Here is a 14,522-nt window from a genome sequence, read left to right as displayed (position 1 = left end):
GAATTTCGGATGGAATCTCATATGATTCTATTCGAGGTTTCGACGTTTTGAAGGAGGGTTTTAAGTAATGATCGAGATTGAAAAACCAAAAATCGAAACGGTTGAAATCAGCGACGATGCCAAATTTGGTAAGTTTGTCGTAGAGCCGCTTGAGCGTGGATATGGTACAACTCTGGGTAACTCCTTACGTCGTATCCTCTTATCCTCACTCCCTGGTGCCGCTGTAACATCGATCCAGATAGATGGTGTACTGCACGAATTCTCGACAATCGAAGGCGTTGTGGAAGATGTTACAACGATAATCTTGCACATTAAAAAGCTTGCATTGAAAATCTACTCTGATGAAGAGAAGACGCTTGAAATTGATGTACAGGGCGAAGGAACTGTCACAGCAGCTGATATTACACACGACAGCGATGTTGAAATCCTTAATCCGGATCTTCATATCGCGACTCTTGGTGAGAATGCGAGTTTCCGAGTTCGCCTTACTGCACAAAGAGGACGTGGGTATACACCTGCTGATTCGAACAAAAGAGACGATCAGCCAATCGGCGTGATTCCGATCGATTCAATCTTTACGCCAGTTTCTCGTTTATCTTATCAGGTAGAAAACACTCGTGTAGGCCAGGTTGCAAACTATGACAAACTTACACTTGATGTTTGGACTGACGGAAGCACTGGACCGAAGGAAGCAATTGCTCTCGGTTCAAAGATTTTAACTGAACACCTTAATATATTCGTCGGTTTAACTGACGAAGCTCAGCATGCTGAAATCATGGTTGAAAAAGAAGAGGACCAAAAAGAAAAAGTTCTTGAAATGACGATTGAGGAACTTGATCTTTCTGTCCGTTCTTACAACTGCTTGAAGCGTGCGGGCATTAACACGGTTCAAGAACTTGCGAACAAGACGGAAGAAGATATGATGAAAGTTCGCAACCTGGGACGCAAATCACTTGAAGAAGTGAAAGCGAAACTTGAAGAACTTGGACTCGGCCTTCGCAAAGACGATTGATCTAGTTTCCATGTGAACTAGGATTTTCGTGTGTTTTTTAATTAGAAACAGCATTCCATTAAAGGAGGGGACATCACATGTCATACAGAAAACTAGGACGTACGAGTTCACAGCGTAAAGCTATGCTTCGTGATCTTACAACAGATTTGATCATCAACGAAAGAATTGAAACAACTGAAACACGTGCGAAAGAACTTCGCTCTGTTGTTGAAAAGATGATCACTCTTGGTAAGCGCGGTGACTTGCATGCTCGTCGTCAAGCTGCTGCATACATTCGCAACGAGGTTGCTAATGAAGAAAATAACCAAGATGCACTTCAAAAATTATTCTCTGACATTGCAACTCGTTACGAGGAGCGCCAAGGCGGATACACACGTATTATGAAGCTTGGTCCTCGCCGTGGTGACGGTGCACCAATGGCAATCATCGAATTGGTTTAATCACATATTTTTGTGTATCTAAAGAAGGGCGGGACAGTTTCTAACTGGATCTATGCCCTTTTTTTAGATATCAGAACTTTTTATCATGAGACAGAAAAGCAGAGCTATAGCTGAGAGGAGGTCAGGCGCCCGTGGATCAAAAACAGCTTATATCCGTAAAAGACATTCTATTCCGCTACCGCAAAGATGCAGAAAGACCGGCGCTGGACGGTGTGAGTCTGGAGGTATATGAAGGAGAATGGCTTGCTATCGTAGGTCACAACGGTTCAGGGAAGTCGACTTTGGCCAGAGCGCTGAACGGGCTGATTTTGCCTGAGGCCGGAGAAATTGAAGTCGGCGGCATCAAGCTGACTGAGGATACCGTGTGGGATGTGCGAAAAAAAATAGGGATGGTCTTTCAGAATCCCGATAACCAATTTGTCGGAACGACTGTTCGCGATGATGTGGCTTTTGGTTTAGAAAACAATGGTGTTCCGCGCGAAGAAATGATTGAGAGAGTAGATTGGGCTGTCACACAAGTCAATATGCAGGATTTTCTTGATCAAGAGCCGCACCATCTCTCCGGAGGTCAAAAACAAAGAGTGGCGATCGCGGGAATTATTGCCGCGCGTCCTGATATTATGATTTTGGATGAAGCGACATCCATGCTTGACCCGATTGGGAGAGAAGAAGTCCTTGATACTGTCAGACGCTTAAAAGATCAGGGCATGGCCACCGTCATTTCGATAACACATGACCTGGAAGAAGCCGCAAGGGCGGACAGGATCATTGTGATGAACGGCGGCAGGAAATATGCAGAGGGCACGCCTGAAGAGATTTTTAAATTAAATGAAGACTTGGTTCGCATCGGTCTTGATTTGCCTTTCTCATTCCAGCTCAGCCTGCTTTTGAAAGAAAGCGGACTGGCGTTAACGAAAAACCATCTGACTCAGGAAGGGCTGGTGAATGAGCTGTGGACATTAAAATCAAAGATGTAGAACACCGCTATCAAATGAAGACACCGTTTGAACGGCTTGCTCTGTATGATATCAATGCCGTGATAAAAGAGGGCAGCTACGTTGCCGTCATCGGGCATACAGGGTCGGGCAAATCGACGCTCCTGCAGCATTTAAACGGTTTGCTGAAACCGACTAAAGGACAGCTTGAGCTCGGGAGCACGATTCTGGCAGCCGGTAAAAAAAATAAAGACCTTAAGACTTTGCGAAAAAAAGTCGGAATCGTTTTCCAATTTCCCGAACATCAGCTGTTTGAAGAGACTGTGCTGAAGGACATCGCATTCGGACCGATGAATTTCGGTGTAAAAAAAGAAGACGCTGAACGGAAAGCAAAAGAAATGCTGGGGCTTGTGGGCCTTCCGGAAGACATTTTGGATCGTTCACCGTTCGAGCTCAGCGGCGGCCAGATGCGCAGAGTGGCGATTGCCGGCGTTCTCGCGATGGAGCCGGAAGTGCTGGTTTTGGATGAACCGACGGCCGGTCTTGATCCGAGAGGGCGCCAGGACATTATGGACATGTTCTATGCGCTTCATCAGCGGGGAAACCTGACTACCGTTCTCGTCACCCACAGCATGGAGGACGCCGCCCGCTATGCTGACGAAATGATCGTCATGCACAAAGGAACCATTAAAGCGACGGGGAGTCCGCGTGACTTGTTTGTAAAAGGTGAAGAGATGGCCGAAATGGGACTGGATCTTCCTGAGTCGGTGAAGTTTCAGAGACGGCTTGAGAAGGCTCTCGGAGTCAAGTATGAGAAACCCATGCTGACCCTGCAGGATGCCGCCAGTGAAATTAAGGCTTTCTTTCAGGAGGAAAAGGACCAATGATGGACAGCATGATTATCGGAAAGTATGTTCCCGGATCATCGCTTATTCACCGATTGGACCCGCGAACAAAACTTGTCAGCATCTTTCTTTTTGTATGTATCGTTTTTTTGGCAAACAACGTACAGACGTACGCTTTGCTCGGTTTGTTTACATTCGGGGTGATCGCCTTAACACGAGTGCCGTTCAGCTTTTTGCTGAAGGGACTTAAGCCGATTATCTGGATTGTGGCGTTTACCTTTTTATTACACATTTTCATGACGCATGAAGGATCTGTCATTTTTCAGCTTGGCTGGTTTAAAGTGTATGAGGGCGGACTTATACAGGGGATTTTTATCTCCCTCCGTTTCGTTTACCTTATCTTTATGACGACGCTGCTGACGCTGACAACAACGCCGATTGAAATAACGGATGGAATGGAGCAGCTCCTGAATCCTTTTAAAAAGGTGAAGCTGCCTGTACACGAACTCGCATTGATGATGTCGATATCATTGCGATTTATCCCGACATTAATGGAAGAGACAGATAAAATCATGAAGGCGCAAATGGCGAGGGGTGCGGACTTTACAAGCGGCCCGGTGAAAGACAGAATCAAAGCGGTTGTTCCGCTGCTTGTCCCGCTGTTTGTCAGCGCCTTTAAACGCGCGGAAGAGCTTGCGGTCGCTATGGAGGCGAGAGGCTACCAGGGCGGTGAGGGGAGAACGAAATACAGAAAGCTCGTCTGGACCGGAAAGGATACCGGAGCTATTCTGCTCATCATCGTATTAGCCGTGTTATTGTTTTTCTTAAGAAGTTAGAGGTGCTGCTGAATGAGAGTGAAATGTACCATTGCTTATGACGGGCATTTATTTAACGGATATCAGGTTCAGCCTGGAAAGCGGACCGTTCAAAGTGAATTGGAAAAAGCGCTGGCCGTCATCCATAAAACGGACGGCAGGGTGCCTGTCATCTCATCCGGCCGCACGGACAGCGATGTTCATGCTGCCGGGCAGGTCATTCATTTTGATACGCCGCTGTCCATCCCGGCTGAGAAATGGCCGTTTGCGCTCAATGCCCTGCTGCCAGATGATATTGCCGTCAAAACAGCAGAGATTGCGGATGATGGGTTCCATGCACGATTTAGCGCGGTCCAAAAGGAATATCGCTACTTTGTATATACGGAGAAACACCCGGACGTATTTAAACGACATTACGCTTACCATTTTGCATATCAGCTTAATGTGCAGAAAATGAGGGAAGCTTCAAGGCACCTCATCGGGACACATGATTTCACAAGCTTTTGCGCGGCTGATACCGCGGTTCAGGATAAGGTCAGAACGATTTACGAGCTGGATTGGACTGAGACCGGAGACGGCCTGCAGATGCGGATCACCGGAAACGGTTTTCTCTATAATATGGTCAGAATCATTGCCGGAACGTTATTGGATACAGGAGCTGGAAAATTTTCTCCCGATGATGTAAAAGCAATGCTCGAAGCGAAGGATCGCGAAGCCGCGGGGCGCACCGCACCGGGGCACGGGCTGTATTTATGGAGCGTTTGCTATGACAACTAAACCAGGTGTAACATTTTCTTGACAGAGTCTGCATAAAGTTATAAGATATCATATGGTATGTATTTCAACCCCACGATAAGCCCCGGAACTTATTGTGTTGTGAAATAGAACGTAACAGAAGTTTATGAAAAAATGACAGATCATTTAGGAGGGAATTAAATGCGTACAACACCTATGGCTAACGCAAGTACTATTGAACGCAAGTGGTTGGTTGTTGATGCAGCAGGCAAGACTTTAGGACGTCTTTCTACAGAAGTTGCATCTATCCTTCGCGGGAAACACAAACCGACTTACACACCGCACGTTGATACTGGAGATCATGTGATCATCATCAACGCTGAAAAAATCGAGTTAACTGGTAAAAAGTTAACTGATAAAATCTACTACCGTCACACAATGCACCCAGGCGGTCTGAAATCAAGAACAGCTCTTGAAATGCGTACAAACTACCCTGAGAAAATGCTTGAGCTTGCTATCAAAGGCATGCTTCCAAAAGGTTCTCTAGGTCGTCAAATGTTCAAGAAATTGAACGTATACCGTGGTTCTGAGCATCCACATGAAGCACAAAAACCTGAAGTTTACGAACTTCGCGGTTAATTAAAAAGGAGGTTACCAATTTGGCACAGGTTCAATATTACGGTACTGGCCGTCGTAAAAGTTCTGTAGCGCGTGTGCGCTTAGTTCCAGGAGAAGGTCGTATCGTCGTTAATAATCGTGAAATCAGCGAGCACATTCCATCTCCGGCTCTAATCGAAGATATCAAACAACCATTAACTTTAACTGAAACAGCTGGTACTTATGATGTTTTAGTAAACGTACATGGAGGCGGCTTATCTGGTCAAGCTGGAGCAATCCGTCACGGTATCGCTCGTGCTTTGCTTGAAGCAGATCCAGAATATCGTGCAACACTTAAACGTGCTGGTCTTCTGACTCGTGACGCCCGTATGAAAGAACGTAAAAAATACGGTCTTAAAGGCGCTCGTCGTGCACCTCAGTTCTCAAAACGTTAATCGTTTTGGATGGCAAAAACCACAACTTCTTGGTTGTGGTTTTTTTGTATTTTTTTCTCATATCGAAGAGGTTATCCGATGTTTTTCTAGAATTGTTTGTTATACTCTATTCATTACCAATAAGGAGCGCAGTTATAATGAATAAGTTAGTCATACATAACAGCAAGGCATGGGATAAAAAAGTCGAAACAGGCAATGAATGGACGGTTGCGGTTGATTCTCATACGATTGGTGAAGCGAAAAAAGGCAATTGGAGCATCAGAATGACCCCCGGGAAAGATGTGCCGGCGGATTGGTTTCCGCCCATAGACGGTCTGAAGGTTCTTTGTCTTGCTTCAGGAGGAGGACAGCAAGGTCCGGTCCTTGCTGCTGCAGGAGCGGACGTCACCATCTTTGACAATTCGGAAAAACAGCTTGCGCAAGACAGAATGGTTGCCGAGCGGGACGATCTTACGCTTCGGACTGTCAAAGGCAGCATGAATGATCTGAGCTGTTTTGATGATGAGACATTTGATTTTATCGTGCACCCAGTATCGAATTGCTTTGTTGATACGGTTCTTCCGGTATGGAAAGAAGCTCATCGCGTATTGAAAAAAGGCGGGTCTTTAGTCTCCGGTTTTGTAAATCCCGTCGTGTTCTTATTTGATATGGATTTAGAGCAGGAAGGCGTACTAAAAGTAAAGTATTCCATTCCGTTTTCGGATGAAAAAGATCTGAGTAAGAAAAAGGTAAAGGAACTTATTGATAATCATGAAGCGCTTGAATTCGGCCATACGCTGGAGGATCAAATTAAAGGCCAGATTGACGCAGGCTTTATGGTTGCCGGTTTTTACGAGGACAAAGGCGGCCTCGTGCTGGATGAATACATTAATACATACTCCGTAACAAGAAGCATTAAAATATAAAAACGGCATCCCGTCAGAGGTGCTGTTTTTTTGCGGCTTTTTCCTGCGGACGGCTGATCACATTAGCCGAAACCGGTTCTATTCCAATTTCTCTGGCCCAAACCGACAGTTGTCCCATATGGTGAATCTCATGCGCAAGGATGTGGCGGAGAATATCTTCTTTAGGAAAGGTTTGGTCCATCCAGTCCGGCTTAACAAGATCCGCCCCTTTGCGGGAGACCGCATGAATAACATCCTCTCGATACTGTTCAGACAGCTTTCTGAGATCCTGAATGCTCGTATAGTCAGACTCAGCGGGTAAAACATCATCTTTACCTAAAATGGCACGAGCCCAGCTGATCTCGACATCAATGATATGAAATAAAGTCCGCAAGATGCTCTCCATTCCGCCCGTCCGGGTTTTCGTCAATTCCTCCCGGCTCAGCTTTTCACATATCATAAGCCACTCGTCACGCACCGTCCAATTGTATTGAAACAGCTTTTTCATCACGTCACCTCAGCTCTTTATTCTTCCAGTTAACATGAAACTCCTTCATTTGGGAGGATTTCCACTATCAACAAAGCATGCTTTTTCCCTTTTCCTTTCAAAATAACAGTAAAAAGGAGCGTGGCTGGCAATGGCAGAAGTATTATCTTTTTCAGACGTGAAACGGCAGAAGGATTATGAGCTTGAGAAGAGTTTACTAAAGGAGCTGTCACTGACGCAGATCATTCAGTCCGTAAAAGCATGTCTTACCCCTTTGTTTCCCTTTCTTCAAGACGAAAACGGCATTCTGAGTGAAGGATGCATAGATTTTGCAATTGAAGCGTATTTATTAGGCGGCAGGTTCGGCGTCTTTGGCTATTATGGCGAGTCTTTGCAGAGGGCAAACGCCCGTTCGGCTGAAGAAGAGGAAGAACTGACGGCCGATTTTTTTGAATATCTTTGCAATTGGACGCATGAGCAATATTCTTCCGTTGAACAAAAAGAAATCTATGAAGCGTCCTGCCGGTTTATCAACAGCTGGTGGACGGAAGGATTTCTGCAAAGGGAAAAACAATGTAAGCTCCGCATGAGGTAATCATAATTTCTTCCCTTGTCCCATACTTATTAATAACGGGGACAAGCGGGAGGGGAAGATATGACAAAAAAGCTGAAATGGCTCGGTTTTTTACTTGGCTTTATCATATTATTGTGTTTATTCCGGTTTCAATTCCATAATGATGATTCCTGGCGGCCGTGGAGCCTGCCGCTGAGCGGGAAAATCATCTATCTCGATCCGGGACACGGCGGGCCGGACGGAGGCGCCACGGGAGGCAGTCACCTTGAAAAGGACATTACTCTCGAAGTGGCCTCCAGGGTCAGAGACTATTTGCAGGAGCAGGGAGCTTTGGTCATTATGACGCGGGAGACGGATACTGATTTAGCTCCTGAAGGGACGAGAGGCTACAGCCGACGCAAAGCGGAAGATCTGAGAAAGCGCGTGGAGATCATCAACCGTTCAGAGGCGGAGCTTTATATCAGCATTCATCTGAACGCCATACCGTCACCGAGATGGAGCGGCGCCCAAAGCTTCTACTATGGAAAATACGAAGAGAATGAAAAAGTGGCAAAATATATACAGGACGAATTGAGAATCAATTTGGAGAATACAACGAGAAAGGCAAAACGGATACACGGCATTTACTTAATGCAGAATGTAACCAAACCGGGCGCGCTGGTGGAAATCGGATTTCTGTCCAATCCCGCGGAAGCGAAAAGGCTCGGCCAGCCTAAATATCAGGACAAAATCGCTTCTTCCGTGTATAAGGGCGTATTGAGATACTTCACAGAGAAAGGAGACCCTCCCGAGTAAGGAGGGTTTTTCGCCGATTCTGCGTTTAATATATGGTATAATACCATTTGTAAACGAATACACAAAGGGTGAGGGTTCGATGATAAGAGAAGATGAAGTAAGAAATATAGTCGGAAACATGCGCGAACCTTTTCTTCATAGACCGCTGGGAGAATTGGATGCCATTAAAGAAGTAAAGGTCAAGCCGGAAAAACGGCATGTCAGTGTAAAAATTGCATTGGCAAAAACGGGGACGGCTGAACAGATGGGCATTCAGCAGGAAATCGTATCCGTTTTGAAAGAAGCGGGTGCGGAAACTGTCGGACTGCGGTTTGAAGAGCTGCCGGAAGAAACATTGGCAAAATTCAGCCGGCCTGCTGCTGAAAGCGAAACTCTGCTGAATAGGAAACATCCGCCGGTCTTTCTTGCGGTGGCAAGCGGAAAAGGCGGTGTCGGCAAATCAACGGTTTCCGTCAACCTGGCCATTTCTCTTGCGCGGCTCGGCAAAAAAGTCGGCTTGATCGACGCGGATATATACGGATTCAGCGTGCCGGACATGATGGGTATTACCGTTCGCCCGACAGTTGAAGGAGAAAAACTGCTTCCTGTCGAAAGATTTGGAGTAAAGGTTATGTCGATGGGCTTTTTCGTCGAAGAAAACGCTCCGGTTGTGTGGAGAGGGCCGATGCTGGGCAAGATGCTGAATAACTTCTTCCATGAGGTTGACTGGGGAGAGGTTGACTATATCGTTCTCGATCTGCCGCCCGGCACGGGTGATGTGGCGCTCGATGTACACACGATGCTTCCGAGCTGCAAAGAGATTATCGTATCGACGCCGCACCCTACAGCCGCATTTGTAGCGGCGAGAGCGGGTTCTATGGCGATTAAGACCGATCATGAAGTTGTAGGGGTCATTGAAAATATGGCTTATTATGAAAGTGCAAAAACCGGCGAGAGAGAATATGTGTTCGGTCAAGGCGGGGGAGACAAGCTTGCAGAGGAATTGCAGGTGCCGCTGCTTGGCAGAATTCCTTTAAAACAGCCTGATTGGGACAAGGACCAGTTTGCGCCTTCTGTCTATGACAGAAGTCATCCGATCGGGGAAATTTATATGGGAATCGCCCAGAAAGTCATTGAAAAAACAGCTGAATAAAAAAGGGGCCGGGATCAACACGGCCCGGCCTTTTATTGGCTTTCTTTTTCAGAGCTTGAAGCCGCTTTTTTCAATTCATCCTCGAATTGCTTTTTGAAAAGCGGGCTGGAAAGTGTCTCTGTAATTACATCTTCTAAGTAACTGCGGAACTTTTGGCTTTTCACCAGCTCATAGTATTTTTTATCCATGCCGGGGTCCTGCATGATCTGCATAAAACTTTTCTGATAATCAGGGTCTTTCATCAGTTTTTTTATGATTTTTTCGTGCTCGGGCTGAAGCGTTTTTGCAAAGCTCTCGGCGAACTTTGAGTCTTCAAAGATGGTTTTCCAGAACTCCGCCCCTTTTTTAGAGGTGAGGGTTTTCTCTATTGTGCCTTTAATGGCATTTTGATCAATCACCAATGCCTCATTCATCGCATCATCATTTAATATTTCCTTAATTGCTTTTTTTCCATCATCTGTCTTTAATATATCAACAACCATTTTTTTAGTCTGGTCATAATCCATATCCGCTGCTTGGTCTTTTGGAGCACAAGCTGTTACAGATAATACAACAAAACAGCTTATCAATAGCGTTTTGGCTTTTGACATGCATAAGCTCCTTCCTTACTTGTACTTATTTTTAATATGATTCATCGGAATGGATTTATACATAACAAAATATCGCTGAACGCGATTGTCAGGGGGATGAATAAGAGATGAAAAGCCGCGGGCTTGTTCGATTTTTCTTTTCGATTTTAGCTGTGGGCGCTCTTATTACAAGCGTCGTGGGATTTGCACTGAAGTGGGGGGAGTACAAGGGGTTCTTTCTGAATTTTGAGGCCGGTCAGATTTTCTCCGTTCTGATCTGGTTTATCGGGGTAGGCATGATTTTCAGTGTGATCAGCCAGATGGGATTCTTCGTTTTTCTGACAGTGCACCGGTTTGCCCTTGAAATTCTCAGATCAAACTCGCTTTGGAATCTGCTTCAGCTGTTTATCATTCTGTTTGTCGCTTTTGATTTAATGTACGTCAGATTTTTGTTTTTCGGTAAGCGGGATGACTCGATTGCGGGGTTTGTCTGGCTGCCGCTGGCTCTGCTTGCCGTCGGCCTGTTGACGGCGTATATAAAACAAAAGCAGTCCTCAAAAAATACGTTCGTTTCATCATTATTTTTAATGGTCGTTATTACAGCGCTTGAATGGGTTCCTGCGCTAAGAGTGAATAATGAGGACTGGCTTTATTTGATGCTGATTCCGCTGATGGGCTGCAATGCGTTTCAGCTGTTAATGCTGCCGAAGTTTGCCCAGAGGTAGTTATTTCACTTCTGATGACTTGACGTCAGTATTTGCGATCAGGTCGCCGACTGTCACGTTTTTCAGTCCTTTTTGCTTTAAATTGTGAATGATGGCGGGGAGCGCTTCTTCGGTCTGTGTTGCTGAATCAGAGGCGTGCAGCAGGACAATGTCGCCGCCTTTTATATGACTGTTTACATTTTCAATGATTTTATCAGGACCGGGATTTGTCCAATCCTGCGAGTTAACGCTGTAATGAACCACTGAATAGCGGTACTGCTGTGCAATGGCAAGAACCTTTTTATTAAATTGTCCGGTCGGCGGGCGGAGTAAATGAACATTCTTCACACCCAGCTTTTTAAATGCGGTCTGGGCCCGGAGGATGTCTTTTTTTATTTCATTGTCCTCTAGGTTGGTATAATTCTTATACGCATATCCCATGCTGCCGATTTGATGTCCGTCTTTTACCATACGTTCAACTGTGTCCGGGTGCCGTTCCGCCCAAGAAGCTGACAGAAAAAAAGTGGCGTTTTTAATACCGTTTGCTTTTAGCGCATTCAGAATCGGAACCGCTTTTTCGTCGCCCCAGCTGATATCGAATGTTAATGCGACTTCGCCCGCTTTCGTTTCCCCTTTTGAAATAGCCTTCGGGCCGCTATCAGTTAAAAATACAGGAAGGGGGACGGCTCTCTGTATATAAAAAAAGCTGGCTGCTGCAAATGCGGCAATGATAATAATAAGCAGCTGTTTTATCCTTCTGATGTGCCACACGTAGAAGTGGTTCACTGATGACGCCTCCTTATCTTGTCCATGCTTGATTACATCGTATGCCGCGGCGGAGATGAATATAACGAAATACGTTTCAAAAAAAAACGAAAAAAACACTTGCTAAATTCAGCGAATGCATGGTATATTATTAAACGTCGCTGATGGACAGCAGACAACAACAAAAAGCTTCGAAAACAACTTAAAAAAAGTTGTTGACACAAAAGAAGCTGAGTGGTAAGATAATAAAGCTGCTTCAACAAGCGGTAATGATCTTTGAAAACTAAACAAGACAAAACGTACCTGTTAATTCAAAGTTTTAAATAAATCGCACAGCGATGTGCGTAGTCAGTCAAACTACTTTATCGGAGAGTTTGATCCTGGCTCAGGACGAACGCTGGCGGCGTGCCTAATACATGCAAGTCGAGCGGACAGATGGGAGCTTGCTCCCTGATGTTAGCGGCGGACGGGTGAGTAACACGTGGGTAACCTGCCTGTAAGACTGGGATAACTCCGGGAAACCGGGGCTAATACCGGATGGTTGTTTGAACCGCATGGTTCAGACATAAAAGGTGGCTTCGGCTACCACTTACAGATGGACCCGCGGCGCATTAGCTAGTTGGTGAGGTAACGGCTCACCAAGGCGACGATGCGTAGCCGACCTGAGAGGGTGATCGGCCACACTGGGACTGAGACACGGCCCAGACTCCTACGGGAGGCAGCAGTAGGGAATCTTCCGCAATGGACGAAAGTCTGACGGAGCAACGCCGCGTGAGTGATGAAGGTTTTCGGATCGTAAAGCTCTGTTGTTAGGGAAGAACAAGTGCCGTTCAAATAGGGCGGCACCTTGACGGTACCTAACCAGAAAGCCACGGCTAACTACGTGCCAGCAGCCGCGGTAATACGTAGGTGGCAAGCGTTGTCCGGAATTATTGGGCGTAAAGGGCTCGCAGGCGGTTTCTTAAGTCTGATGTGAAAGCCCCCGGCTCAACCGGGGAGGGTCATTGGAAACTGGGGAACTTGAGTGCAGAAGAGGAGAGTGGAATTCCACGTGTAGCGGTGAAATGCGTAGAGATGTGGAGGAACACCAGTGGCGAAGGCGACTCTCTGGTCTGTAACTGACGCTGAGGAGCGAAAGCGTGGGGAGCGAACAGGATTAGATACCCTGGTAGTCCACGCCGTAAACGATGAGTGCTAAGTGTTAGGGGGTTTCCGCCCCTTAGTGCTCGCGACTAACGCATTAAGCACTCCGCCTGGGGAGTACGGTCGCAAGACTGAAACTCAAAGGAATTGACGGGGGCCCGCACAAGCGGTGGAGCATGTGGTTTAATTCGAAGCAACGCGAAGAACCTTACCAGGTCTTGACATCCTCTGACAATCCTAGAGATAGGACGTCCCCTTCGGGGGCAGAGTGACAGGTGGTGCATGGTTGTCGTCAGCTCGTGTCGTGAGATGTTGGGTTAAGTCCCGCAACGAGCGCAACCCTTGATCTTAGTTGCCAGCATTCAGTTGGGCACTCTAAGGTGACTGCCGGTGACAAACCGGAGGAAGGTGGGGATGACGTCAAATCATCATGCCCCTTATGACCTGGGCTACACACGTGCTACAATGGACAGAACAAAGGGCAGCGAAACCGCGAGGTTAAGCCAATCCCACAAATCTGTTCTCAGTTCGGATCGCAGTCTGCAACTCGACTGCGTGAAGCTGGAATCGCTAGTAATCGCGGATCAGCATGCCGCGGTGAATACGTTCCCGGGCCTTGTACACACCGCCCGTCACACCACGAGAGTTTGTAACACCCGAAGTCGGTGAGGTAACCTTTATGGAGCCAGCCGCCGAAGGTGGGACAGATGATTGGGGTGAAGTCGTAACAAGGTAGCCGTATCGGAAGGTGCGGCTGGATCACCTCCTTTCTAAGGATTTTAACGGAATATAAGACCTTGGGTCTTATAAACAGAACGTTCCCTGTCTTGTTTAGTTTTGAAGGATCATTTGATTCTTCGAGATGTTGTTCTTTGAAAACTAGATAACAGAAGTAATTCACATTCAATTAGTAATGCAAGATATCACGTAGTGATTCTTTTTAACGGTTAAGTTAGAAAGGGCGCACGGTGGATGCCTTGGCACTAGGAGCCGATGAAGGACGGGACGAACACCGATATGCTTCGGGGAGCTGTAAGCAAGCTTTGATCCGGAGATTTCCGAATGGGGAAACCCACCACTCGTAATGGAGTGGTATCCATATCTGAATACATAGGATATGAGAAGGCAGACCCGGGGAACTGAAACATCTAAGTACCCGGAGGAAGAGAAAGCAAATGCGATTCCCTGAGTAGCGGCGAGCGAAACGGGACCAGCCCAAACCAAGAGGCTTGCCTCTTGGGGTTGTAGGACACTCTGTACGGAGTTACAAAAGAACGAGGTAGATGAAGAGGTCTGGAAAGGCCCGCCATAGGAGGTAACAGCCCTGTAGTCAAAACTTCGTTCTCTCCTGAGTGGATCCTGAGTACGGCGGAACACGTGAAATTCCGTCGGAATCCGGGAGGACCATCTCCCAAGGCTAAATACTCCCTAGTGACCGATAGTGAACCAGTACCGTGAGGGAAAGGTGAAAAGCACCCCGGAAGGGGAGTGAAAGAGATCCTGAAACCGTGTGCCTACAAGTAGTCAGAGCCCGTTAACGGGTGATGGCGTGCCTTTTGTAGAATGAACCGGCGAGTTACGATCCCGTGCAAGGTTAAGCAGAAGATGCGGAGCCGCGACGAAAGCGAGTCTGAA

16 protein-coding genes and 2 rRNA genes (1 of these 18 running past the window's edge) are annotated in these 14,522 nt (G+C 46.7%); 15 read left to right on the top strand and 3 right to left on the bottom strand.

The genetic code is table 11. The annotated features are described in order from the left end of the window. The first annotated feature begins 67 nt into the window (after window positions 1–67). From MJQ52_RS10685 to MJQ52_RS10645, 9 genes are all read left to right on the top strand, one after another. Complete coding sequence (locus MJQ52_RS10685) at window positions 68–1,012, top strand: DNA-directed RNA polymerase subunit alpha (RefSeq protein ID WP_003156549.1); 945 nt, start codon at window positions 68–70, stop codon at window positions 1,010–1,012. Between the two features lie 77 nt (window positions 1,013–1,089). Next, entirely contained in the window at window positions 1,090–1,452 is a 363-nt protein-coding gene (gene rplQ, locus MJQ52_RS10680) for a 50S ribosomal protein L17 (protein WP_003156550.1), read from the top strand. Window positions 1,453–1,583: 131 nt separating this feature from the next. Beyond that, a complete protein-coding gene (locus MJQ52_RS10675; protein WP_007615256.1) occupies window positions 1,584–2,429 on the top strand; it encodes an energy-coupling factor ABC transporter ATP-binding protein in 846 nt (281 codons plus the stop codon). After that, complete coding sequence (locus MJQ52_RS10670) at window positions 2,405–3,274, top strand: energy-coupling factor ABC transporter ATP-binding protein (protein ID WP_014416754.1); 870 nt, start codon at window positions 2,405–2,407, stop codon at window positions 3,272–3,274. The genes MJQ52_RS10675 and MJQ52_RS10670 overlap by 25 nt, the downstream gene beginning before the upstream one ends. After that, window positions 3,271–4,068 (top strand): energy-coupling factor transporter transmembrane component T family protein, encoded by a 798-nt coding sequence (locus MJQ52_RS10665; protein ID WP_014304219.1) that lies wholly within the window; start codon window positions 3,271–3,273, stop codon window positions 4,066–4,068. Before MJQ52_RS10670 ends, MJQ52_RS10665 begins: the two co-directional genes overlap by 4 nt. A 12-nt stretch (window positions 4,069–4,080) precedes the next feature. Then, entirely contained in the window at window positions 4,081–4,824 is a 744-nt protein-coding gene (truA, locus tag MJQ52_RS10660; RefSeq protein WP_015388779.1) for a tRNA pseudouridine(38-40) synthase TruA, read from the top strand. A gap of 159 nt (window positions 4,825–4,983) precedes the next feature. After that, a complete protein-coding gene (gene rplM, locus MJQ52_RS10655; RefSeq protein WP_003156556.1) occupies window positions 4,984–5,421 on the top strand; it encodes a 50S ribosomal protein L13 in 438 nt (145 codons plus the stop codon). Between the two features lie 20 nt (window positions 5,422–5,441). Next, complete coding sequence (gene rpsI / locus MJQ52_RS10650) at window positions 5,442–5,834, top strand: 30S ribosomal protein S9 (protein WP_003225846.1); 393 nt, start codon at window positions 5,442–5,444, stop codon at window positions 5,832–5,834. A 137-nt stretch (window positions 5,835–5,971) separates the two neighbouring features. After that, entirely contained in the window at window positions 5,972–6,739 is a 768-nt protein-coding gene (locus MJQ52_RS10645) for a class I SAM-dependent methyltransferase (protein ID WP_070081275.1), read from the top strand. 13 nt (window positions 6,740–6,752) lie between these two features. On the opposite strand, the gene MJQ52_RS10640 is transcribed toward MJQ52_RS10645, so the two are convergent. Next, window positions 6,753–7,226, bottom strand: coding sequence for a DinB family protein (locus tag MJQ52_RS10640; RefSeq protein WP_071392196.1), 474 nt, complete (start codon window positions 7,224–7,226; stop codon window positions 6,753–6,755). A gap of 130 nt (window positions 7,227–7,356) precedes the next feature. Between MJQ52_RS10640 and MJQ52_RS10635 the strand changes: the two genes are divergently transcribed. The 3 genes from MJQ52_RS10635 to MJQ52_RS10625 all read left to right on the top strand — a co-directional run bounded on the left by MJQ52_RS10635 (window position 7,357) and on the right by MJQ52_RS10625 (window position 9,706). Beyond that, on the top strand, window positions 7,357–7,800 hold the full coding sequence (locus MJQ52_RS10635) for a DUF2521 family protein (RefSeq protein WP_003156564.1): 444 nt from the start codon (window positions 7,357–7,359) through the stop codon (window positions 7,798–7,800). Between the two features lie 60 nt (window positions 7,801–7,860). Beyond that, complete coding sequence (gene cwlD, locus MJQ52_RS10630; RefSeq protein ID WP_070081277.1) at window positions 7,861–8,574, top strand: N-acetylmuramoyl-L-alanine amidase CwlD; 714 nt, start codon at window positions 7,861–7,863, stop codon at window positions 8,572–8,574. A gap of 79 nt (window positions 8,575–8,653) precedes the next feature. After that, window positions 8,654–9,706, top strand: coding sequence for an Mrp/NBP35 family ATP-binding protein (locus MJQ52_RS10625; protein ID WP_003156567.1), 1,053 nt, complete (start codon window positions 8,654–8,656; stop codon window positions 9,704–9,706). Window positions 9,707–9,738: 32 nt separating this feature from the next. Here MJQ52_RS10625 and gerD read toward each other — a convergent pair whose 3' ends face one another. Then, the gene (gene gerD, locus MJQ52_RS10620; protein WP_007615280.1) at window positions 9,739–10,296 is read right to left on the bottom strand and encodes a spore germination lipoprotein GerD; all 558 of its coding nucleotides are present in this window, start codon (window positions 10,294–10,296) and stop codon (window positions 9,739–9,741) included. Between the two features lie 107 nt (window positions 10,297–10,403). Between gerD and kbaA the strand changes: the two genes are divergently transcribed. Next, complete coding sequence (gene kbaA, locus MJQ52_RS10615) at window positions 10,404–11,000, top strand: KinB-signaling pathway activation protein (RefSeq protein ID WP_094247297.1); 597 nt, start codon at window positions 10,404–10,406, stop codon at window positions 10,998–11,000. Here kbaA and pdaB read toward each other — a convergent pair whose 3' ends face one another. Continuing rightward, on the bottom strand, window positions 11,001–11,765 hold the full coding sequence (gene pdaB / locus MJQ52_RS10610) for a polysaccharide deacetylase family sporulation protein PdaB (RefSeq protein ID WP_015388776.1): 765 nt from the start codon (window positions 11,763–11,765) through the stop codon (window positions 11,001–11,003). Window positions 11,766–12,106: 341 nt separating this feature from the next. On the opposite strand from pdaB, the gene MJQ52_RS10605 reads away from it, so the two are divergent. Together MJQ52_RS10605 and MJQ52_RS10600 are read left to right on the top strand one after the other, a co-directional pair. Continuing rightward, window positions 12,107–13,657: ribosomal RNA gene (locus MJQ52_RS10605) — 16S ribosomal RNA — on the top strand. A gap of 175 nt (window positions 13,658–13,832) precedes the next feature. Beyond that, a 23S ribosomal RNA gene (locus tag MJQ52_RS10600) occupies window positions 13,833–14,522 on the top strand; it runs 2,240 nt beyond the window's last position. The 16S and 23S rRNA genes sit together here, the layout of an rRNA operon.

Source organism: Bacillus sp. jun7, from assembly GCF_051034795.1.
GTDB classification, from domain to species: Bacteria; Bacillota; Bacilli; order Bacillales; family Bacillaceae; genus Bacillus; species Bacillus velezensis.
Note: the sequence above shows the minus strand (reverse complement) of the source record. Positions and strands in the feature narration are given on the sequence as shown.

Bases quoted from the DNA above. Each gene is read 5' to 3' on its own strand.
- MJQ52_RS10685 (WP_003156549.1), top strand. From the start codon at position 68: ATGATCGAGATTGAAAAACCAAAAATCGAAACGGTTGAAATCAGCGAC.
- rplQ (WP_003156550.1), top strand. From the start codon at position 1,090: ATGTCATACAGAAAACTAGGACGTACGAGTTCACAGCGTAAAGCTATG.
- MJQ52_RS10665 (WP_014304219.1), top strand. From the start codon at position 3,271: ATGATGGACAGCATGATTATCGGAAAGTATGTTCCCGGATCATCGCTT.
- truA (WP_015388779.1), top strand. From the start codon at position 4,081: ATGAGAGTGAAATGTACCATTGCTTATGACGGGCATTTATTTAACGGA.
- rplM (WP_003156556.1), top strand. From the start codon at position 4,984: ATGCGTACAACACCTATGGCTAACGCAAGTACTATTGAACGCAAGTGG.
- MJQ52_RS10645 (WP_070081275.1), top strand. From the start codon at position 5,972: ATGAATAAGTTAGTCATACATAACAGCAAGGCATGGGATAAAAAAGTC.
- MJQ52_RS10640 (WP_071392196.1), bottom strand. From the start codon at position 7,226: ATGAAAAAGCTGTTTCAATACAATTGGACGGTGCGTGACGAGTGGCTT.
- MJQ52_RS10635 (WP_003156564.1), top strand. From the start codon at position 7,357: ATGGCAGAAGTATTATCTTTTTCAGACGTGAAACGGCAGAAGGATTAT.
- cwlD (WP_070081277.1), top strand. From the start codon at position 7,861: ATGACAAAAAAGCTGAAATGGCTCGGTTTTTTACTTGGCTTTATCATA.
- MJQ52_RS10625 (WP_003156567.1), top strand. From the start codon at position 8,654: ATGATAAGAGAAGATGAAGTAAGAAATATAGTCGGAAACATGCGCGAA.
- gerD (WP_007615280.1), bottom strand. From the start codon at position 10,296: ATGTCAAAAGCCAAAACGCTATTGATAAGCTGTTTTGTTGTATTATCT.
- kbaA (WP_094247297.1), top strand. From the start codon at position 10,404: ATGAAAAGCCGCGGGCTTGTTCGATTTTTCTTTTCGATTTTAGCTGTG.